General features: G+C 68.0%; 21 protein-coding genes. 4 read left to right on the forward strand and 17 right to left on the reverse strand.

All coding sequences use genetic code 11. The annotated features are described in order from the left end of the window. Positions 1-96 precede the first annotated feature (96 nt). From tolB to CFP68_RS09630, 8 genes are all read right to left on the reverse strand, one after another. Entirely contained in the window at positions 97-1,428 is a 1,332-nt protein-coding gene (gene tolB, locus CFP68_RS09595; RefSeq protein ID WP_099826702.1) for a Tol-Pal system beta propeller repeat protein TolB, read from the reverse strand. A gap of 113 nt (positions 1,429-1,541) precedes the next feature. Beyond that, entirely contained in the window at positions 1,542-2,933 is a 1,392-nt protein-coding gene (locus CFP68_RS09600; RefSeq protein WP_145953426.1) for a hypothetical protein, read from the reverse strand. A gap of 122 nt (positions 2,934-3,055) precedes the next feature. Further along, positions 3,056-3,532 (reverse strand): protein TolR, encoded by a 477-nt coding sequence (gene tolR / locus CFP68_RS09605; RefSeq protein WP_099826704.1) that lies wholly within the window; start codon positions 3,530-3,532, stop codon positions 3,056-3,058. A gap of 1 nt (position 3,533) precedes the next feature. Continuing rightward, positions 3,534-4,229: a protein TolQ gene (gene tolQ / locus CFP68_RS09610; protein WP_099826705.1), complete on the reverse strand. Its 696-nt coding sequence runs from the start codon at positions 4,227-4,229 to the stop codon at positions 3,534-3,536. Positions 4,230-4,353: 124 nt separating this feature from the next. After that, a complete protein-coding gene (ybgC, locus tag CFP68_RS09615; protein WP_099826868.1) occupies positions 4,354-4,749 on the reverse strand; it encodes a tol-pal system-associated acyl-CoA thioesterase in 396 nt (131 codons plus the stop codon). A 307-nt stretch (positions 4,750-5,056) separates the two neighbouring features. Continuing rightward, complete coding sequence (locus tag CFP68_RS09620; RefSeq protein ID WP_241524028.1) at positions 5,057-5,695, reverse strand: hypothetical protein; 639 nt, start codon at positions 5,693-5,695, stop codon at positions 5,057-5,059. Continuing rightward, positions 5,688-6,308 carry a DUF998 domain-containing protein gene (locus tag CFP68_RS09625; RefSeq protein WP_158234150.1) on the reverse strand — a complete coding sequence of 207 codons (621 nt, stop codon included), beginning with the start codon at positions 6,306-6,308 and terminating at the stop codon, positions 5,688-5,690. The genes CFP68_RS09620 and CFP68_RS09625 overlap by 8 nt, the downstream gene beginning before the upstream one ends. Then, positions 6,305-7,045, reverse strand: coding sequence for a YebC/PmpR family DNA-binding transcriptional regulator (locus CFP68_RS09630; protein ID WP_099826707.1), 741 nt, complete (start codon positions 7,043-7,045; stop codon positions 6,305-6,307). The genes CFP68_RS09625 and CFP68_RS09630 overlap by 4 nt, the downstream gene beginning before the upstream one ends. A gap of 238 nt (positions 7,046-7,283) precedes the next feature. Between CFP68_RS09630 and CFP68_RS09635 the strand changes: the two genes are divergently transcribed. Beyond that, positions 7,284-8,426, forward strand: a complete 1,143-nt coding sequence (locus CFP68_RS09635; RefSeq protein ID WP_099826708.1) for a lytic murein transglycosylase — start codon at positions 7,284-7,286, stop codon at positions 8,424-8,426. Between the two features lie 115 nt (positions 8,427-8,541). Here the strand turns inward: CFP68_RS09635 and CFP68_RS09640 are convergent, their stop codons facing one another. The 4 genes from CFP68_RS09640 to guaD all read right to left on the reverse strand — a co-directional run bounded on the left by CFP68_RS09640 (position 8,542) and on the right by guaD (position 12,734). Beyond that, positions 8,542-8,922, reverse strand: a complete 381-nt coding sequence (locus CFP68_RS09640) for a hypothetical protein (RefSeq protein WP_145953427.1) — start codon at positions 8,920-8,922, stop codon at positions 8,542-8,544. Continuing rightward, complete coding sequence (locus tag CFP68_RS09645) at positions 8,889-10,667, reverse strand: SLC13 family permease (protein WP_099826710.1); 1,779 nt, start codon at positions 10,665-10,667, stop codon at positions 8,889-8,891. The genes CFP68_RS09640 and CFP68_RS09645 overlap by 34 nt, the downstream gene beginning before the upstream one ends. A gap of 163 nt (positions 10,668-10,830) precedes the next feature. Continuing rightward, positions 10,831-11,439, reverse strand: a complete 609-nt coding sequence (locus tag CFP68_RS09650; protein WP_099826711.1) for a LysE family translocator — start codon at positions 11,437-11,439, stop codon at positions 10,831-10,833. Then, positions 11,433-12,734 (reverse strand): guanine deaminase, encoded by a 1,302-nt coding sequence (gene guaD / locus CFP68_RS09655; protein WP_099826712.1) that lies wholly within the window; start codon positions 12,732-12,734, stop codon positions 11,433-11,435. The genes CFP68_RS09650 and guaD overlap by 7 nt, the downstream gene beginning before the upstream one ends. Positions 12,735-12,839: 105 nt before the next feature. Here guaD and mgtE point away from each other — a divergent pair, with 105 nt between their 5' ends. The 3 genes from mgtE to CFP68_RS09670 all read left to right on the forward strand — a co-directional run bounded on the left by mgtE (position 12,840) and on the right by CFP68_RS09670 (position 15,837). Further along, positions 12,840-14,231, forward strand: a complete 1,392-nt coding sequence (mgtE, locus tag CFP68_RS09660; protein WP_099826713.1) for a magnesium transporter — start codon at positions 12,840-12,842, stop codon at positions 14,229-14,231. Next, entirely contained in the window at positions 14,228-14,785 is a 558-nt protein-coding gene (locus tag CFP68_RS09665; protein WP_099826714.1) for a 5-formyltetrahydrofolate cyclo-ligase, read from the forward strand. The genes mgtE and CFP68_RS09665 overlap by 4 nt, the downstream gene beginning before the upstream one ends. A gap of 203 nt (positions 14,786-14,988) precedes the next feature. After that, complete coding sequence (locus CFP68_RS09670) at positions 14,989-15,837, forward strand: TIGR00282 family metallophosphoesterase (RefSeq protein WP_099826715.1); 849 nt, start codon at positions 14,989-14,991, stop codon at positions 15,835-15,837. Here the strand turns inward: CFP68_RS09670 and CFP68_RS09675 are convergent. From CFP68_RS09675 to CFP68_RS09695, 5 genes are all read right to left on the reverse strand, one after another. Further along, positions 15,783-17,003 (reverse strand): hypothetical protein, encoded by a 1,221-nt coding sequence (locus CFP68_RS09675; protein WP_099826716.1) that lies wholly within the window; start codon positions 17,001-17,003, stop codon positions 15,783-15,785. The two genes, CFP68_RS09670 and CFP68_RS09675, sit on opposite strands and share 55 nt — an antisense overlap. Further along, on the reverse strand, positions 17,000-18,433 hold the full coding sequence (locus CFP68_RS09680; RefSeq protein ID WP_241524029.1) for a UbiA family prenyltransferase: 1,434 nt from the start codon (positions 18,431-18,433) through the stop codon (positions 17,000-17,002). The genes CFP68_RS09675 and CFP68_RS09680 overlap by 4 nt, the downstream gene beginning before the upstream one ends. Before the next feature lie 109 nt (positions 18,434-18,542). Next, positions 18,543-19,922 carry an MATE family efflux transporter gene (locus CFP68_RS09685; protein WP_241524030.1) on the reverse strand — a complete coding sequence of 460 codons (1,380 nt, stop codon included), beginning with the start codon at positions 19,920-19,922 and terminating at the stop codon, positions 18,543-18,545. A gap of 72 nt (positions 19,923-19,994) precedes the next feature. After that, a complete protein-coding gene (locus CFP68_RS09690; protein ID WP_099826717.1) occupies positions 19,995-20,903 on the reverse strand; it encodes a nickel/cobalt transporter in 909 nt (302 codons plus the stop codon). Beyond that, positions 20,885-21,541: a DUF1007 family protein gene (locus CFP68_RS09695; protein ID WP_099826718.1), complete on the reverse strand. Its 657-nt coding sequence runs from the start codon at positions 21,539-21,541 to the stop codon at positions 20,885-20,887. Before CFP68_RS09695 ends, CFP68_RS09690 begins: the two co-directional genes overlap by 19 nt. Between the last annotated feature and the right edge of the window lie 50 nt (positions 21,542-21,591).

Below are 21,591 nucleotides of genomic sequence, written 5' to 3' on the forward strand. Positions count from 1 at the left end.
TTCAGAGCACTGCCCGTTCGCACGATACTAGCAGCCGGTTTCGATTTTGGAAACGCCAGCCGCACCTTGATTCGGCAAGGTGCCGCCGACGGTATGTCATTTCAGAAGCGGTGACCACGCCGGATCCGATGCCGCCCCGTCCAGCGGCACCTTCTTGAGGTTGCGCCCCGAAATATCCACCGTATAGAGCGACGATTGCCCCCCTGCGCCGGAACTTTCGCGCATGAACATCAGCACGCGGCCGTTCGGCGCCCATGTCGGACCCTCGTCCAGGAACGACGCCGTCAACAGCCGTTCTTCGGATCCGTCGGTGCGCATCACGCCGATGTGAAAGCGGCCCGCGTTCTGCTTGGTGAACGCGATCAGATCACCGCGCGGCGACCAGACCGGCGTGCCATAGCGCCCGTCGCCAAACGAGATCCGGCGCGGCTCGCCGCCGTTGGCGGGCATGATATACAGTTGCGGCGTGCCCGAGCGGTCGCTTTCAAACACCAGCTGTGCGCCATCGGGCGAATAGCTGGGCGCGGTTTCAATGCTGGGCGAGGTCGTCAGCCGTTCGGGCGTGCCACCGGGCCGCAGGCGATAGATGTCGGTGTTGCCACCGGACGCCGCCGAAAACACCACCGTCTGTCCATCGGGGGCATAGCGCGGCGCGAAGGTCATCGAATCGCCCGGCACCGGCAGCGGCACACGCTGCACCGATCCGACATCCAGCTGATAGATCTGGGGAAACCCGGTTTCATAGCTGGTATAAAGAATCCGATCGCCGGTCGGCGAAAACCGCGGCGCCAGCACGATGGAACCGTCACCGGTCAGGAACTGCACGTTCGCGCCATCGTAATCCATGATCGCCAGACGCTTGCGGCGGTCGTCCTTGGGGCCGGTTTCCGACACGAACACCACGCGACTGTCGAAATAGGCACCCTCGCCGGTGATTCGCGAATAGACGGCATCGGCAACCTTGTGCGCCATCCGGCGCCACGCGGTGGTGGTGCCGCCGAATTGCAGCCCCTCGCCCAGTTGCGCTTCGGAAAACACGTCGAAGACGCGGAACTTGACGGTCAGGCGTCCATCGGCCGTCGCGCTGACGGCACCCGTGATCAGGGCCTGCGCGTTGATGGCCTTCCAGCTTGCATAGTCCACCGAGGGTGAAAAGCTGGTGATCTGCGTGATGAAGGCGTCCGATCCGATCTGGCGGAACAGCCCGGTGCCCGCCAGGTCGTCGGCGATCACCTGGGACAGGCGCGCGGCGTATTCGCCCCCTGCCGGATCCTCGGCCACGAAATCGGGGACTGCAAAGGGCAGCGGCTCGATCACGCCTTCGGTGATGTCGATCCTCAGCGGTCCGTCCTGCGCCAACGAAGGCGCGACGGTGAACGGCAGGCCGAGCAGCGTCAGAGCAGCAAGAAGGGCACGGATCGGTGTCATAACATTCCTCATTCAGCCGAACGGCCAGTGGTGTGTGTCCGCATGTAACGCGTTGCGCGCCGAAAAGATCACACGATTGTGCGACCGAACCCCGATGGCAGCCGTGTGTCGCATCAGCGCAACCTCATCCCGTCGGGGTTGAACGTCATCTCGATGTTCTGCCATTGGCCGTATTTCTCGGCCGGCAGCGGAAAACCCGAAGCGCCGCACCGGATGATCGCGCGGCGGGCCGCCTCGAACGCCTGGCGCGCGCCGTCGTCGGTGCCGCCCGACGACGAGATGATGCGGATCGATCCGGCATCGGGCTTGCCATCGCGGGTCATTGCCACGCCGACAACAACCGTGGTGCGCAAGGCGTCGGACGACAACGCGCCGACGTTCCAGCATTTCTGGACCGCGACGCGCAGTGCGTCCTTTTCCCCCAGGGTCAGCGGAGGGCCCGACGGTTCGCCCTGGGCGGGGGCGGCGGCGGGCGTGTTGGCCGGGGCCGGATCGCCCATGGCTTCGGCCAGCGCGGCGTCCACACTGTCCGAGCGCGCTTCGCTGTTGCTGCCCGGCGTCGTCGGCGCGGGCGTTGCAGGCGCGGCGGGCGCGGCCGGTGTTGCGGCGGCGGTGCGGGTCGGCCGGTCGGGCGCGCGGCGGGGCCGGTTCGATGATGCCGGCGCGGTGCCGGGGGCCTGGGCCGTTTCGGTTGCCGGTTCGGCTTCGGCGTCCGGTTCGGTCACGGGCGGTGTTGGCGCGGCGGGGGGCGGCGTCGGCGTATCGTCGGGCGTTTCCGCCTCGGTCACGATTTCGGGCGCCGCCTCGGCCGGGGCCGTCGGCGTCTGCTCGACCACTTCCTCCTCGGGGGGCTCGGGTGTGGGATCGGGCGTCACGGTTTCGGTCACGACCGGCGCCTCCACCGCTTCGGGCGGCGGGGGCGGTGCGGTTTCGCTGGCCACCCGGCGCGCGGGGCGCGGCGTCGATGTGGGCGCGACGGGCCGCGGTTCGACCGCTGGCGGCGCCGGATCGGGCGCCACATCGGTCACGTCGGTTTCCACGGGCGCGGCAGCCGCCGGCGCCTGCGGTGCAGGCTCGGGTTCGGGCTGGGGTGTCGGTTCGGGCTCGGGCGCCGGCGCGGGCGTGGCCGGTTCCGGTTCCGGTTCAGGCTCCGGTGCGGGTTCCGGCGTGGGTGCGACCGGCTCGGGTTCGGGGGCCGGCGGTTCGGGCACGGGATCCGGTGTGGGTTCGACGACCGGCGCCGGCGGATCGGGCGCGACCTCGGGTTCCGGCTCGGGTGTTGGTTCTGGCGTCGGCTCGACCGTGCCGGGGCTCACGGCTGTCGGTTGCGTCACTTCGGGGGCTTCGACGGGCCGGGTCAGGGCCGCGAAATCCTCTTCGCTGATGACGCTGACGTTGGCCACATCGGGCGGCGGCAGCGGCGTGTCCTTGAACAGCCCACCGAACAGGGCAAACCCCACCAGCGCCACATGCGCCGCGCCCGAGATGTAACTGCCGGTCTTCAAGAGTTGCCCCCCGGAGCAGGATCTGCCCATTCAAAATCGAACATTCGACCGTGTGTCCGTGCCGACGGCCGGCCGCATTTGCACCCGGCGCATCGCAAGACTGCGACAGGACGCGCCATGCGCTAGTTTTCCTGACCCGTCGTATCGTCAAGCCGCGGACCGCCCGAATCGGTCACGAGACCGATGTTGGAAAAGCCCGCCGCGTTCAGCGATCCCATCAGCTGCACCACCCGTTCATAGGCGATCGAGCCGTCGGCCCGCAAAAACACCTTGTCCGACGCCCGTTCGGCGGCGATGGCGCGCAACTGCGCAATCAGGTCGCCGCTTTCGGTTTCGTTGTTCATCAGCAGGATCGTGCCCTCGGCCGTCAGCGTGATGGTCAGCGGTTCCTCACGCTCGACCGGCAAGGGTTCGGCGGCGGTGCGCGGCAATTCGATGGGCACGCCCACCGTCAGCAGCGGTGCCGCGACCATGAACACGATCAGCAGCACCAGCATCACGTCGACAAAGGGCGTGACGTTGATTTCCGACATCTGCTTGCGGCTGGACCGGCGCCGCCGGCGCCCGCCCCCATCGCGTGCGATCGTTCCTGCGGCCATGTCAGGAATCCAGCTGGCGCGACAGGATGGTGGCGAATTCGTCGGCAAAGGATTCGTAGCCGCGCAGGATGCGGTCGGAATCCGCGCTCAGCTTGTTATAGAACACGACCGCCGGGATCGCGGCCAGCAGGCCCAGACCGGTGGCCAGCAACGCCTCGGCGATGCCCGGCGCCACGACCGCCAGGTTGGTGTTCTGCGATTGCGCGATGCCGATGAAGGCGTGCATGATGCCCCAGACCGTGCCGAACAGCCCGACAAAGGGCGCGGTCGACCCGACGGTTGCCAGGAACGGCAGACCCTTTTCCAGCGATTCGCCCTCTTTCGCGATGGCGACATCCATTGACCGGTCGATGCGCGATTGCGCGCCGGGAATCAGGCCGCCATCGGTGCGATGCGAGCGGCGCCATTCGGTCATTCCGGATACAAAGACCGCCTGGGCGCGTCCATCCGCCTCGGGGCCGATCTTGTCGAACAATTCGTCCAGCGGCTCGCCCGACCAGAACGCCGCGTCGAATTTCGCCGCCTCGCGCCGCGCGCGGGCGAAGACGATGTGCTTCTGGATGATGATCGCCCACGACCAGAACGACGCCAGCAGCAACACCAGCATCACGAACTTGACCGTCAGCGTCGATTGCGCGAACAACCCCCACATGGAGAAGTCCAGCTCTTGCGCCAGCGCAAGCGTTTGCGTTTCCATCTTACCTGCTCATGTTATGCGGGCCGATCTGTGTCAGCCTTGTCTGCACCGCACAATAGGCGAACGCGCGGCGAAATCCAACGTTTCCGCGAGCGTGGCGTGATTTTCGCCGGTTCGGTGGTTTTCAGTGCAACTCCCGGCGGAGTTCCGCCGGCAACCGCGTCGCGCGCCCGTCATCGTTGACCACGACAAGGGTGACGCGGGCGGTGAACAGATCCTCGCCGTCGCGCCGCACGACCTGATCCAGCACGATCCGTGCGCCGCCGACCTCGGCGATGGTGGTGTCCACGGTCAGTTCGTCGTCATAACGGGCGGGCTTGAGATATTCGGCGTCGAGGCGCCGCACGACGAACACATGGCCGTCGCGATCCTTCATCGCCCGCTGATCGACACCGAGGCCACGCACCCATTCGCTGCGTGCGCGTTCGATGAATTTCAGATAATTCGCATGATAGACCAGCCCGGCCAGATCGGTGTCTTCGTAATAGACCCGCAGGGCAAAACGGTGCGTGGCAGTCATGGCATGTCCTTCGTTGCGACCGCTCCCGGTCTGGAACAGGTGCCGCGCGGGTGCAAGGGCGGCGCAGATGTTGTCGATCCGAACCAAGCCCCGAACCCGGCAATCGTCAGCAGAACGTGCCGTTTTCCGGCACAGGACACGGCCAGGCCTTACGACCGCCCGGCGGCAGATGACGCAAGAATCCAGCCGTAACGATCGGCGCTTTCGCATCCGGCACCGGCCCGTTTTCGTCGAAGGCGATCCATGCCCCCGTCCCCACCGCGTCGCGCAACCGTTCTTCTGCCGGCGTTCGCCACCAGCGTGCGTTTCACTGCACGCTCATCCGCGCGAACAGGCGCAGGGCGTGGCTGGGGTCGGCGGCCGCCACGGGCAGCAGGGGGTCATAGGCGGCGCGGATCAGGGCGCCGATTTCGGGGCGCAGGATGGTGTGTCCGTCCGCCACTGCTAGCGGCGAGCGGTCGGTGAACGCGCGGTCGGACCACAGCAGGATGGTCTGCACGGCCTGGCTCAGCGCCAGGGTATCGGCGGAAACCGCCGACAGATGGGCATCCATCCGCAGGAAGACAAACGCCGCCTTGATCGCGCCCGTCTCGTCAAACCGGAAGATACGGTATTGGTTGGCGTCCGCCGCCTTCAGCCGCCCGAGCAGGGGCGCAAGGTCCGGAATCAGGCGGTCAAGGTCGGGCACGCCCGACAATTCGTCCCAGTCGCGCAGGAAGAACACCATCAGGTTGGCGCCCAGTTCGGGGTCGGTTTCCGCCATCTTGTGGTTGGCCAGCGTCACCACGGCCTCGATCGCGCCCTTGACCACAGACAGGGTTTCATCCTCGACCCCGAACACCACCGGCACCAGCGGCCTGCCCCAGCGCGCAAAGGCGAAGGTGCCGTCGGCGCGGGTGAACAGGGCCGCGACCCCCTCGGGCGTTGTCGACACCGGATCAGTCACAGCGCTGTGCCTGCCGCCACAGGACGATCGCCACGCACGACGACCAGCCCAGCGCGATGACGCCCAGCCACCGTTCGAACAACCCGTCGATGCCCGTGGGCAGGAAGAAGAACACCGGCGCGCAGAGCACCCACAACGCCCCGAACACACGGAACACGGTGGTCATCCGGCCGCCCGCCTGCGACGCCATGCCGAAGGTGGCGACGGTGTATCCGAGGCCCAGGCCATAGACCAACTTGGTGTGAACCACGACGCCGTCGCTGTCGCCGTCACCGTATTCGTTGCGCGCCCCGATCACCGTGACCAGCAGGCCCAGCACCAGCAGCGCCAGCAAACCCGCGGTCCAGCCCACATCGCCACCAGGGTGCATGTGCGCCGCCCCCACGGCCAGCACCATCAGCCCACCCGCATAGGCATAGAGCCCGACGTCGACGATCCACTCGTTCCGGCCCGCGCCGAGGTCGGAAATCGTGTCCGATATCCAGTCATAGTCGGGAACGAACCAGGGCGCGACGATCACCGACAGGACCAGCGCAAGCGCCCCAAGCCAACCGGCCAGGGCGCAGAACCGCAGCAAACCGCCGCTCTGGAAGGTGCGCGGACCCTCGCTCACAATGCTGCCGCCACCTCGTCGGAGATGTCGAAATTGGCGGTGACGGTCTGCACGTCGTCGTCATCCTCCAGCGCCTCGATCAGCTTCATCAGCTTTTGCGCGTCCTCCAGGTCAAGCTCGGTGCGGGTCTGCGGCTTCCACACCAGCTTGGTGGTCTCGGATTCGCCCAACTGCTCTTCAAGCGCGTTCGACACCTCGTTCAGATCGGTATCGGCGCAATAGATCCAGTGGCCCTCGTCGTCGCTTTCCACGTCTTCGGCGCCCGCTTCGATGGCGGCCATCATCACCTCGTCGGCGGATCCCACCGCGGCCGGATACATCACCTCGCCCTTGCGGTCGAACATGAACGAAACGCTGCCGGTTTCGCCCAGGTTGCCGCCGTTCTTGGTAAATGTCGACCGCACGTTCGACGCGGTGCGGTTGCGGTTATCGGTCATCGCCTCGACGATCAGCGCGACACCGTTGGGACCGTACCCCTCATACCGGATCTCGTCATAGCTTTCGGCGTCACCGCCCACGGCCTTCTTGATCGCCCGGTCGATCACGTCCTTGGGGACCGAGTTCGACTTGGCCTCCTTCACCGCAAGGCGCAGGCGGGGGTTCTTGTCGGGATCGGGGTCGCCCATCTTGGCGGCGACGGTGATTTCCTTGGACAGCTTGGAAAACACCTTGGCGCGGGCCGCATCCTGGCGCCCCTTGCGGTGCTGGATGTTGGCCCATTTGGAATGACCTGCCATGGATCGTGCTCTCCCGTATTTCGATGTGTGCGATGCTGCGCGAGTCTTTACAGCGCGGATGGGGGGCGCATCAAGGGCGGCAGTCGCATCCGGCGCAGCGGCACGCAGCCCCCGCCCGGGCGGGGCACCGCCGGTTGCCCGCCTTTGCCTTTGCGCGGCCGGGGCGAACCGCCTATCCTCGGGCAAAAATACCGTCGCACAAACGCATCGCAGCAGTCAGACCCCGAGGACAGGCACAATGTTCACCACCCGACGCATCTTTACCTTCGGCCTTGCCGCCGTCACGCTTTCGGGCTGTGGTGGCGCCGCCACCCTGCCTGCCGGCCAGGCCACCCGCGATCCGGCATTCCTGCCCCAGCCGAATCCCGGTTGGGACGCCTGGGTCACCGGGTTCCGGGGCCGCGCCACCGCCCAGGGCATTTCGCCCGCGACGCTGGATCGGGCGTTCCGCGGCGCCGGCTTCCTGCCCGGCGTGATCGACCGGGACCGCAACCAGACCGAATTCAAACGCTCGCTCGAAGATTACCTGTCGATCGCCGCCAGCGATGAACGGGTGGCCAAGGGCCGCGCCAACTTCGCCCGCTACCGCAGCGTTCTGGCCGAGGTGGAAAACCGCTATGGCGTCGACGCCAACGTGGTCACGGCCGTCTGGGGGCTCGAAAGCTTCTACGGCGAACGGCGCGGCGACATCCCGGTGGTGTCGGCGGTCTCGACGCTGGCCTATGATGGCCGGCGCGGCGCGTTCTTTGAAAAACAGCTGATCGCGGCGCTGAAGATCCTGCAGAACGGCGATGTCTCGGCCGCGAACATGACCGGATCCTGGGCCGGGGCGATGGGTCACACCCAGTTCATCCCGACGTCCTATCAGGGGTATGCCGTCGACTTCCGCGGCGACGGGCGGCGCGACATCTGGAGCGACGATCCCACCGACGGCCTCGCCTCGACCGCCAACTATCTCGCGAAATCCGGCTGGCGGCGCGGTCAGCCCTGGGGCGGCGAAATCGGCAGCGCGGGCGCCAACGCCGGAACCCGCAGCCTGCAACCCGATCCCGGGGGGCCGGTGTTCCGAGTCGGGCACAACTTCAACGTCATCAAGCGCTACAACAACTCCGACGCCTATGCCATCGGCGTGGGCCACCTGGCCGATCGGATCGCCGGGGGCGGACCGCTGCGCGCATCCTTCGGGCCGGACGCCAACGGTCTGACCAAGGACGACCGCCAGCGACTGCAACGCCGGCTGACAGCGCGCGGCTTCGACACCGGCGGCGATGACGGCGTCATCGGGCCGAAGAGCACATCCGCCATCGCCGCCTACCAGGCCTCGATCGGGCAGGCCGCGACCGGCGTTCCATCTCCTGCCCTGCTGGCCAGCCTCGGCTGACGGCGCCGGGGCATCCCGCCGCCCAGCGCAGGTGCGGCGGGGCCCCGTTCCCGCGCACGCGGGAATGGGGGACAAGGTGTGGCGCGGCACGCGCCGCCGCTGGATCACGCCGGCGTCAGACGCCCGGACGCAGGCCGAACGCAGTCTCGCCGATGGCGATTACCGCCGTTGCACCGCTTTCGGTGCGCACCAGCACCCGGCGCGGCGCATCGCCGCCCGCCGGCATCTCGACCCGGTAATCGCGCCCGTGCGGACAGCCCTGCAACACGCCACTCCAGGCGCGCGCACGACCGGGGCGCAACGCCACGCACAGCGCGCCGTCGCTGAAGCCCACCGTCACCGTATCGCGATACAGGATCGCCGTGCGCGGCTCGGCCTCCCGCAACGCCGGCGCACCCGGCCGGGTCGCGGACACGCAGCCGGACAGGACGGCCCCGCAGGCCAGGATCGCCAACGCCCGCTTCACAGCGGCCAGATCAACGGAATGACAAGACATGCGGACACCCCCAGCATCAGGTTCAGCGGGATCCCCACCCGCAGGTAATCGGTGAACTTGTACCCCCCCGGACCGTAGACCAGCGTGTTCGTCTGATACCCGATGGGTGTGGAAAACGCCGCCGAGGCCGCGAACATCACCGCCACCACCAACCCCCGCGGATCCAGGCCCAGCGCATGGCCCAACTCGATGGCGATGGGCGTCAGGATCACGCCGATGGCGTTGTTGCTGACCATCTCGGTCAGGGTCGAGGCGATCAGGTAGATGCACAGGATCACCGCCACCGGCGGAAGCTGCACCAGAAGCGGCTCCAGCGTCGTGACCAGCAACGCCACCGCGCCGGATTCCTGCATCGCCACACCGACGGCCAGCATGGAGAAGATCAACGCCAGAAGCCGGCCCTCGACAAAGGTGAACGCCTCGTCGGCGTCGATGCAACGCGCCAGCAGGATCACCGTCACCGCCAGCATCGCCAGCGCGAAGATCGGCGCGACACCCAGCGCCGCAAGGATCACGACCGCCGTCAGCGCGCCAATGGCGATGGGCGCCTTGCCCCGCCGATAGGCCAGGTCCGACGGCTTGGCGATATCCACCAGGTCCATGTCCACCGCCAGCCGCTGGATGTCCGCCGGCGCCCCTTCCAGCAACAGCGTGTCGCCGATCCGAACCACCACGTCGTCCAGCTGACGGCCGGTGTTCTGGTTACGTCGATGCACCGCCAGCGGATAAACGCCATAGCGCCGCCGCAACCGCATGGAGCCCAGCGACCGGCCGACCATCCGCGCCCCCGGCGTGATCAGCACCTCGACTGTTTCGGTCGCCACCGACGACAGCCGGTCCACCGCCCGCACGTCCGAATTGCTCTGCAATCCCAGAAGCTCGGACATCTCGGTGCGCAGAACCACCCGGTCGCCGGCCTCCAGCACGACCGCCCCCATGTCACGGCGCAGCGACGCATCGCCCCGCAGCACGTCGACCACGCGCACGCCCTCGCGCTTGAACAGGTCCACCTCGGTCACCGGCTGCCCGATCAACGACGACCCTTCGGGCAATGCAACCTCGGTGAAATACTTCATCTTGCGCTTGTCGCTCAGCATCCCGCTCAGCGACGGCCGGTCGGGCAGCAGGAACCGCCCGATCAGCGCCATGTAGGCGCCCCCCAGGACAACCTGCAAAATCCCCAGCGGCGCGATCTCGAAGATCGAGAAGCCGTCCATCCCGGCCTGCCGCGCCACCCCGTCCACCAACAGGTTGGTCGAGGTGCCGATCAGCGTGATCGTGCCGCCCAGGATCGCGGCATAACTCAGCGGGATCAACAGCTTCGAGGGCGAAACCCCCAGCCGCTTGGCCAGTTGCACGAACACCGGAATCATCACGACCACGACCGGCGTGTTGTTCATGAAGGCCGACCCGAACGCCACGATCACCAGGCTCAGCACCACGATCAGGATCGGATGGCGCGCCGCGCGCCGGTCGGCCTGTTCCGTCAGCCATTGCAAGGCCCCGGTCCTGACCAGCCCCCCCATGACAAGGAACATTGCCGCGATGGTCCAGGGCGCCGAGTTCGAGAACACCTCGTCCAGCCGTTCATAGGGCAGCAGTCCCAGCACGAACATTGCCGAAGCGCCGGCAATCGCCACGACCTCGGTCGGATACACCTCCATCGCGAACATCACGAACATCACGGCAACCACGATAAAGCACAGGATCGCCTGCGTCATCGGATCGAACTGCAACATCACCATCGGCAATCACTCTCAGCGACCGTCACGGCCGACGCGCAGAATATCGGCCATGGCGGGCGGCACAAGGGCTTCATCGCCGACCAACGCCTGCCGGACCCCCGGTCCACGGCCGGAAACGGGCGCCCGCAAACAATGGAATGCGCCGGAACGGCGCGCCTTCGGATCAGCCGCCGTCCGGCACGCGAAGTTGCGCGATCACGGCCAGCCCGACAACCGCCAGCATCGATCCGGCCATCGCCAGGTTGACGATCCGCTGGGTGCGCGCGGACAGGTCCAGCCGATGCAGCGCTATCCCGGCCCACAGCCACGCCAGGTGCAGCGGCACCCAGATCGCGGCGACAATCGCCAGCTTCACCGCGATTTCCACCCCCGGCCGGTCGGGCATGAACGCGAATCCCGAGAACAATGCCGTGTTTACCGCGTAAGCCTTGGGATTCAGCGCCTGCAGGATCAGCCCGCCGCCAATCCCAGGCGCCCGGCGTGCCGCAACAATGGCCACGGTGGATCCGGCCAGCGCGATCTTCAGCGCCAGATACAGCAGATATGCCGTGGAGGCGACGAACAGCACGGTCCGGATTGCCGGATCGGCCAGCACCAGCGCCGCCAGACCACTGATCACCGCCAGCGCCACCGCGTAATGACCGATGAACAGGCCCAGCAGATACCGCATCCCGGCCCGCGCGCCAAAGGCTGATCCGACTCCCGCGGTCGACAAGACCCCGGGCCCCGGCGTCGCGATCAGGAAAAACACGGCCGCCGCGAAACTCAGCATGTCACGGGCGCGCCCCCAACCCAGACCTGGGCGATGGCCCGGTCATCGCCCATCATGATCGTCGGGAACACCGCCTCCCAGATGTCATCGGCTGTGGCGGCGCGCTGGGCGATGGCGGGGGTCGATGCCAGGTCCAGCGCGACGATATCCGCCTCGCTTCCCGGTGCCACGGTGCCGATCCGGTCGGCCATGTGCATCGCCCGCGCCGATCCCTCGGTCGCCAGCCACAAAAGCTGGGCCGGATGCAACGCCGTGCCGCCCAACTGGCCGATCTCATAGGCCGCGGCCATCGTGCGCAGCATCGAAAACGACGACCCGCCGCCGATGTCCGAGGCCAGACCGACCGACACCCCCCGCGCCCGCAACGCCGCCGCGCGAAACAGGCCCGAGCCGATGAACTGGTTCGATGTCGGGCAATGCACCACGGCCGCACCGACCTCGGCCAGCCGTGCGATCTCGCGTTCCTCCAGGTGGATCGAGTGACCGTAAAGCCCCCGGGCGCCCAGCAGATCCGCCGCCTCGTAGGTGTCCAGGTAATCGCGCGCTTGCGGATGCAGGTCGTGCACCCAGGCGATCTCCTCGACCTGCTCGGACAGGTGGGTCTGCATCAGACATTCGGGATGCTCCGACCACAGCGCCCCCAGCGCATGCAACTGCGCGCGGCTCGATGTCGGGGTGAACCGGGGCGTGATCGCATATTCCAGCCGGTCGACCCCGTGCCACTTCTCCAGCAACGCCTTGCTGTCGTCATAGGCCGATTGCGCGCTGTCCCGCAGCCCATCGGGCGCGTTGCGGTCCATGCAGGTCTTGCCGGCCACGGCCCGCACCCCCCGCGCCCGCGCCTCGCCAAAGAACGCCTCGACACTGACCGGATCCGAGGTGGCGAAGGAACAGACCGTCGTCGTGCCATGGGCCAGCGTCAGATCGAAGAACCGCCCGGCGATCAGCGCGGCATAGGCCGGATCCGACAGCCGCATTTCCTCGGGGAATGTATAGGTGTTCAGCCAGTCGATCAGCCGCTTGCCCCAGCTCGCGATCATCGCCGTCTGGGGAAAATGCACATGGGCATCGACGAACCCCGGCAACAGCAACGCATCCCCCATGTCGCGCACCGCGACGCGGGGGTGGTCGGCGCGCAACCGGTCGGCCGGGCCGACATCGCGGATCAGCCCGCCCTCGATCAACACCGCGCCGCGCCGCTCGTGCACCGCGCTTTCGGGCGCGGTGGCGGTGAAGGGATCGGCCCGGAAGGTCAGAAGCTGGCCGAGAATCAAACACTGGGAAACACTGGACATGTGTCTTCCTAGGCCGCGCCGTCGGCAAGGTAAATCCGCCATGAACACTGGTGACGCAACCACCATTGCCCTATGGTCCGCATGACATCACCTTCGGAGACCCGCATGAGCCACCCTGACCTCGCCCCCCACACCCCCGAGGACGAGGAAGAGGCCAGCTACGGGTTGGATCCACGCACCGTGACGGCCATCCTCGACGCGGTCGAAGCCGGCGACGCCGCCAGCCTGACGGCCCTGATGGAGCCGCTGCACCCCGCCGACATCGCCGACCTTCTGGAACAGATCGACGGCACCGACCGGCGCGATCTGATCGTTCTCTACGGCAAGGAATTCGACGGCGAGATCCTGTCCGAACTCGACGAATCGATCCGCGAGGACGTGATCGCGGCCCTGTCGCCCCAGGTCCTGTCCGATGCCGTGCGCGAGATGGAAAGCGACGATGTCGTGGACCTGCTCGAAGACCTGGAAAAACCACAGCAGGACGCGATCCTCGAAGTGCTGGAGGCGGCCGACCGCCTGGCCGTCGAACGCGCGCTGTCGTTCCCGGAATACTCGGCCGGGCGCCTGATGCAGCGCGAGGTGGTAATGGCTCCCGAACACTGGACGGTGGGCGAGGCCATCGATTACATGCGCGACAAGGACGACCTGCCCGACCAGTTCTATCACCTGATCCTGGTCGACCCGCGCCTGCGCCCCACCGGCTATGTCGCGCTGGGCAAACTGATGGCGGCCCGGCGCACCGTCCGGCTGGACACCCTGCTCGAACCCAGTTTCCGCACCTTCGACGTGGACGAGGAAGAAGGCGACGTCGCCTATGCCTTCAACCAGTATCACCTGATCTCCGCCCCCGTGGTCGACGACGACGGCCGGCTGGTCGGCGTGATCACCATCGACGACGCGATGATCGTGCTGGACGAGGAACACGAGGAAGACATCCTGCGCCTCGCCGGGGTCGGCGACGAAAGCCTGTCCGACAGCACCCTGACCATCGTGCGGCAGCGGTTTCCGTGGCTGGCCGTCAACCTCGCCACCGCGATCCTCGCCTCCATCGTCATCGCCCAGTTCGAATCGACGCTGGCGGCGGTGGTGGCGCTGGCGGTCCTGATGCCCATCGTCGCCTCCATGGGCGGCAACGCGGCCACCCAGACGATGACGGTGGCGGTGCGCGCGCTGGCAACGCGCGACCTCACCCGCTCGAACGCGCTGCGGGTGATCCGGCGCGAGCTGACGGCGGGCTTCCTGAACGGCTGCGTCTTCGCGGTGCTGATGGGGGTGATCGGCATGGCCTGGTTCGGCGCGCCGATGCTCGGCGTGGTGCTGGGCGCGGCGATGATCATCAACCTGATCGTCGCGGGTCTGGCCGGGGTGCTGGTGCCGCTGACGCTGGAAAAGGTCGGCGTCGATCCGGCCCTGGCCTCGGGCGCCTTCGTCACCACGGTCACCGACGTGGTCGGCTTCTTCGCCTTTCTCGGCCTCGCCGCGGTCATGCTGCTGTGAGCGTCGCGGACGCCAAGAAGGCGGCCCGCACCGCCGGCTACGCCCGCCGCGCCGCCGCCCGCACTGCCGACGCGCAGGCGGCGGCCAGCCGTCATCTGCTGGCCGCCCTCGCCCCTCACCAGGGCAGACCGGTGTCGGGCTACATGCCGATCCGCACTGAAATCGATCCGCGCCCCGCCATGACACAGGCCGCCCGCCACGGCCCCGTCTGCGTGCCCATGATCGTGGCCAAGGGCCAGCCGCTGCGCTTTGCGCTCTGGACCCCCGCCACCGCGATGAGGCCCGGCACCTTCGGCGCCATGGTCCCGAAGGATCCCGTGTTTATCGATCCCGAAGTCCTCATCGTCCCGCTGATCGCCTTCACGGCGCATGGCGGGCGCCTCGGATACGGCGGCGGCTTCTACGACCGCACCCTTCAGGCCCTGCGCGCCGCCCGCCCGACAATCGCCATCGGATTCGCCTTCGCCGCGCAACAGGACGACGGCCTGCCCCTCGAACCCACCGACCAACCGCTCGACGCCATCGTGACGGAACAGGGCCTGATCCGTCCCTAGGCTTTTTCTTGCCCGAAATACTCCCGCGCGGAGCGCTTTCGCCGCCGCGTCCACTCCCGTCATCCGAACCGGCACGCCGACGCCGCGCCACCCGCAGCCCGAACAATCGAATGCGCCGCAGGCGCGCCGCCGGATCACGCCGGCGCCGGGGGAACGCGCGACACCACTTGCCCTCGCCGCCTCCCGGCCCTAACCACGACCCCATGAGACTCCTCTTTCTGGGCGATGTGATGGGCCGCGCGGGACGCGCCGCGATCACCGAACGGCTGGCGAAACTCCGCACCGACTGGCGGCTGGATTTCGTCGTGGTCAACGGCGAAAACGCCACCAACGGCGCGGGCCTTTCGGCGGATCACGCGAAAACCCTTCTCGATGCGGGGGCGGACGTGCTGACTCTGGGCGATCATGCCTTCGATCAGAAGGACATGCTGCAATTCGCCGAAGCCGAACCGCGCATCATCCGGCCGCTGAACTTCTCGAAAACCGCACCGGGGCGCGGCGCGCGGGTGTTCAACGCGCCGGGCGGACGCAAGGTGCTGGTGGCCCAGGTGCTGGGCCAGGTCTTCATGAAACGTCCCTTCGACGACCCCTTCTCGGCGATCGAGCCGGTGCTGAAGGCCGCGCCCCTGGGCGTTCAGGTCAACGCCGCGCTGGTCGACATGCATTGCGAGGCGACAAGCGAAAAGATGGCCATGGGCCACTGGTGCGACGGGCGCGCCAGCGTTGTCGTCGGCACCCACACCCATGTGCCCACGGCGGACGCGATGATCCTGCCCCGCGGCACCGCCTATCTGACCGATGCAGGCATGTGCGGCGATTACAACTCGGTCATCGGCATGGACAAGGCGGAACCGATGAACCGCTTCATCACCGGCATGCCCAAGGCCCGCTTCACCCCCGCCAACGGTCCCGCCACCCTGTCGGGCCTGTTCGTGCGCACCGACGATGCCACCGGTCGCGCGCTCGAGGTGACGATGGTGCGCGACGGCGGTGCGCTTCAGGCCGCCGCGCCGGGAACGACCGGCGCGGGCGGTGCGACCACGCCCACCTGAATCGCCAGTTCGCGCATCAGGCCGCCGGGGACCAGCCCGATCACATGGTCGGGCACCCAGAACAGGTTGGCGAGGCAGATCGCCGCCACCAGCCACATCCGGGGCGCGCGCACCTGCACCACGTCGCCGCGCAAGGCCAGCGCCATCAGGATCATCCCCACCGCCGTGACATGCAGCGACATCCATCGCCCCCAGTCCACCGCCACCGCGTAAAGCGGCAGCAGCGGCACCAGAAGCACAACCGTCAGCCCCAGCATCACCGCCCAACGGTCATGCAGCGCGATCAGGTACAGCAAGGGCACCCCGGCCAGCCCATAGGCCAGCAGGAACGCCGCGCCCGACCGTTTGTTCAGCAGATCGCCCAGAAGGTCGCGCCCGAACCCCAGGTCATAGGCCATCCATTCGATGGCACCGATGCACAGCCCGCCATCGGCGCCGCGCGCCAGCAACGGCGCACAGATGGCACCGGCATCGGCGGTGCCCGAATGGGTCCACGCGAACCAGAACGCCGCGGCGATTGCCCCGACGAACACCAGCGCGCCGACACGGAACGCGGCCGCGCGACGGTCCGGACGCACCAGAACGATGAACAGCACACCGTAGGCCGGCGCGAGGAACGCCATGGCCTCGTGCGCCACACAGGCCACCACGAACAGCACGGCCGAGGTCAGGCACAGCAATAACCGCCCGCCACCCGGCCGCGCAGGTACCGCGAACATCAGCGCCATGGCCGCGAAGGCCAGCAGTTCCTTGCGCATCCCCGCCTCGGGCCGGGCGGCCCAGAACAGCACGAAGAATGCGGGCGAGGTCAGCAACAGCGCCCAGACCGGCCGCGCCAGCAAACGGGCGAACACCGCCAGCAAGATCGCCAGCGCAGCGGCAAACAGCACGAATTGCACCGCCACGACAACGCCGACCGGCGACGCCCCGACCAGATCCGACAGCGCGATCATCGCCGAGCCGAAGGGCCCCCGCCGGATCGCCCCCGCCCCGCCGTTGATCAGCCAATCGCCCTGCCGCCACGGATCGCCGCCGCGCGCCAGATCGCGCCACAGCGACCACGCCACCAGCGCGCCGCACAGGGCCGCCAACCCCATGGCGCCCCGGCGGATCGCTGCCGCCCAGGCCCCGCGCTCCGGCACGGCCAGGGGATCGACCGGCCTCATGCCACAGATCCGATCACCGCGAAGATGACGATCAGGCCCAGCGACACCTGGCTGACCCGGTCGCGCGCCGCGAACACCACCGGATCGTCGTGCATCCGCCCCCGGTGGGTCAGCATCACCACCCGGCTGATCCAGTACAGCAGCACGCAGCAGATCCCGCCCAGCGCCATGGGCTGAGAATACAGCGCGGCGACATCGGGCGAGCTGACATAAAGCGCCATGACCAGGACCGAGACATAGCCCGCCGAGATCGCCATCATCGAGATCACCGGCAGATCCTCGACCACATAGCCGCGGCCACCCGCGCCCAGCTTGCCGCGCGCGGCACTGTCCACAAGTTCGGCCTGCCGCTTGACCGCCGCCAGCGCGAAAAAGAAGAAGATCGAGAAGGCCAGCAGCCAGATCGACAGCGGAATGCCGGTCGCCGCCCCGCCGGCGACGATGCGCAGCGTGTAAAGCCCCGCCAGCACCGCGACGTCGATGATCGCCCGACGTTTCAAGGCCAGCGAATAGGCCGTCGTCAGCACCACATAGATTGCCATGACCCCGGCAAAGACCCAACCGGCCAGCACGCTCAGCAGCGCGCCGCCGGCGAACAGCGCCCCCGCCATGGCACAGCCGTGCATGATCTGCAGGGTGCCCGCGGCCAGCGGGCGGAACCGCTTGCGCGGATGGGCGCGGTCGGCGGACAGGTCCAGCAGATCGTTCAGCAGATACACGGCCGACGCGATCATCGAGAAGGCGACAAAGGCCAGCAGGCTTTGCGCGAATGTCGCCCCGTCCAGCCGGTGTGCCGCCAACATCGGCACGAAGACCAGCGCGTTCTTCAGCCATTGATGGGGACGCAACGCGCGCAGATAGGGGCGCGGCGACGGCATGACGGTCGTCAGGTGTTCGGCCGCCCCGCCCAGCGCATCGGCGCGCGCGCGCAGGCCCGCGCCCGCGTTCACCGTGATCGCCCGCGCCGCGCCGCGCCAGATCGGCAGGTCGGCCGCCGCGTCGCCCATGTAGGCATAGCCGCCCGCACCGAAGGTTTCATCCATGAACGCCGCCTTCTCGCGGCCCTTCAGGTTGCGGGTGCCGTCGGAACCGTGCGCCTCGTCGAAGATGCCCAGGTGATCGGCGATCCGCCGCGCCAACGCCCCGTCCGACGCGGTGACCAGCGCGGTGCGCCCGCCCGCCGCGCGCCAGCGTTCGACATAGGCGATGATCTTCGGATCATAGGGCAACAGGGTCACGTCGATCTCGGCGGCATCGGCCAGCCGCCGTTTCAGCGCGGCTCGCCCGCCACGCAGGGCGCCGGCGGCATGGAAAGGTGTGCGCCAATCGGCGGCGAAGGCCGCGCAGAAACTCTCGAACAGCATGTCCGAGCGCAACAACGTGCCATCCAGATCGACCGCAAGCACCACGGGCGCCCCATTTTCCGGCACATCGCCACTCCCTGATCCCGGTATCGCCGCTTCCTAGACCGCGATCGGGGCGATTTCTGGGCGCGAACGGCCCGCGCGGGCAAATTCCCCCGCGGTGTGGCCCGAAAACCTAGGCCAGCGCGCGCGCCTTCATTACGAACCGCAGGCTGAGACAGACACCGGCAACACCCAGCCCCACGGCCAGCCCCAGCCAGACGCCGACGCCGCCGAACCCCATGGGAAACCCAAGGACATAGGACACCGGAATGCCGATGCCCCAGTAACTGATCAGCGCGATCACCATGGGCACCTGCGTGTCCTGCATCCCGCGCAGCACGCCCAGCGCGATCACCTGCGCAGCATCGACAAGCTGGAACAGCCCCGCCGCTGCCAGAAGCAGCACGCCGATGGCCAGAACCTCGGCCCGGGCGGGATCGTCGGGCGACAGGAACGCGCCCAGCAAAAGCTCGGGCACGCCAAGGAAAACGGCCACGGTCAACAGTGCCGCCGACAGCGACAGGATCGCCACCATCGCCGCACCGCGTTTCAGATGCGCGGCATCGTCGCGGCCCACCGCATTGCCGGCCCGCACGGTGGCGGCGTTGGACAGCCCCAGGTGGATCATGAACGTCACCGATGAAATCTGCAGCGCGATGCCATGGGCCGCCAGCGGGACCGGCCCCAGCCAGCCCATCATGAACGACGACGCGGCGAACAATCCGACCTCGGCCAGGTTGGTGAACCCGATGGGCCAGCCCAGGCGAAACACCTGACCGAACGCCTCCCAGTCCGGACGCCAAAGCCGGGCGAACAGCGTGTAATCGGGCAGCTTCGCGACCACGTAGACCACCATGATGGCGAACGACAAAAGCGTCACGATCAGCGAGGCCACCGCCGACCCGGCAATGCCCATTTCGGGAAACCCCCAGTTGCCGAAGATCAGCAGCCAGTTCAGCACGACGTTCAGCCCCAGCCCCGCCAGCGTCGCCCAGAGCACGATGCGCGTCCACTCCAGCGCCGACAGGAAGCTTTTCAGCACCATCACCCCCAACGCGGGCGCCAGCCCCCAACCATAGATGCCAAGGTATTCGCCGGTCAGCGCGGCGATGTTCGGCGCCTGGCCCAGCGCGTTCAGGATGGGTTCGGCCGACAACAGCACCGGAATGGCCAGTGCGGCGAACATCGCCGACACCCACAGGCCCATGCGCGTGACGCGCCGCACCTGCACCACGTCGTCGCGCGCGGCGGCCTGGGCGACCATGGGCATCACGGCAAAGGCGAACCCCGATCCGAAGATCAGCAGCACGAAGAACATGGTGTGGCCCAGAACCTCGGCCGCCAGTTCCTCGATCCCGTACCAGCCCAGCATGATGGCATCGACCAGCCCGATCGACACCTGTGCCAGGTGGCTGCCCACCAGCGGCAGGCCCAGAACAAGGATCGCGCGCACATGCGCGGGCCGGGTCATCGGGCGGGGCGTGGCGGTGTCGGAGGGAACAATCGTCGTCATGGACCTGCGTTAGCCGAGCCGCCGCAACCCGGCAAGGGGCGGCGCGCGGGATCGGCCGGGTCGGACCCCGTGTCAGCCGGCCAGGCTGCGCGAGACCAAGACGAAAGCCGCAAGGGCCACGGCGCTTCCGGCCAGACATTCAAGCAACGGCATGGCGACGCGCGCGGCCCGTCCGCCGCCTAGGGACGCCAGCGCGCCGGCCCGGAACCCGACCGCGGACAGGGCCACAGCGACAGTCACCGATGCGGTGCCCAGACCCATGGCAAACGTTCCGGCGATGCCGGCGGCGAACACGTCCATCCGCCAGGTCACGATCAACAGGAACAGCGCACCGGTGCAGGGGCGCATGGCGATCCCGGCAATCAGAAGCGCGGCGTCCCGCAGCGACCGGATCTCGCCGACCTGACCCGGATCGGGGCCATGGCGATGGCCGCACGAGGGGCACGGGCCGCCATCACCGGCGTGGTGATGACCCGCGGCCTGTTGCAAGGCCCACAGCCGCCGCCCGCCCCGCCACATCAGCCAGAGCCCCAGAAGGCCGATGGCCCCGTAACTGAGCGGGGCGAACAGGGTTTCCGCGACATCGACCATCCGTTCGCGCGACCATCCGAGGACCAGCACACCGGTGCCGACCAGCACAACCGCCGTCAGCGATTGCGCAAGGCTCGCGGCGACGGCGATGATCGCCAGACGGCGGGCCGCGACCCGGCGCGCCACGCCATAGCCGCCGATCACCGCCTTGCCGTGGCCCGGCCCCGCGGCATGCAGCACGCCATAGCCAAAGCAGACGCCGAGCAGCGCCATGAACGCACCGGGATCGCCGGCCCGCAACGCGCGCAGCGCGCCGGCCATGGCGTTCTGAAAATGCCGCTGACCCGATTCGGCCATGGCGGCAAGCGTGTCGATCCCGCCCGCCGCCCAAAACGCCGCGATGGCCAGGACGATGGCGCCGAACGCCGGAATCAGGACGGTGCGGCGCATGTCACCCGCAAGGTATCGGCATAATCTTCCCCGACTTCGGGGAAATCATCGTCGCTGGACTCGCGATCCGGCAGCTTCGACCGGATCGCTTGCAGCACCTTGTTCGCGGCATCGGTATCGGCCTCGACCTTTTCGGCGCGACAGGGCGACTGTCCTTCCGGGCGCACGCTCAGCGTCAGATCGAACGCCGCGTAATAGGTCGGATCGAAGGTGCGCAGATCGACCGGCCCCGGGCCCGGAGGCTCGTGCAACAGGCGCAGATGGCTTGACGCAAGGCGCCCCTCCGCCATCACCACCACCGGATCCAGCGGCGGGCCCAACGCCAGGGCGCGACCGTCCTGATAGGCGCGCGTGGTGCCGGTGAACCCGTCCTCGGGCCGTTGGTCGAACCCCGCCAGCGCGGTCGCCTCGGCCGGGGTCAGGCGGCCGTCGCCATCGGGGTCCATGCCGCGATCCTCGACCATCAGCAGGGAATAGAACTCATCATAGATCCAGACGACCCGGACCCCCGCCAGCCGTCCCTCGCCATCATAGACGGGCGACAGGCCGGTATCGACGAACAGATGGGGGTGCGCCTGTGCGCTGTGGGGCAGCGACAGGGCAACAAGCAGGGCCAGGGCAATACCGGTGCGCATCATGCGCTTGTCTTGCCGCAGACTGCGCCGCGGGGCAAGAACGTGACGGCGTC

Origin of the sequence: Oceaniglobus indicus (assembly GCF_002751875.1) — a bacterium.
GTDB classification, from domain to species: Bacteria; Pseudomonadota; Alphaproteobacteria; order Rhodobacterales; family Rhodobacteraceae; genus Oceaniglobus; species Oceaniglobus indicus.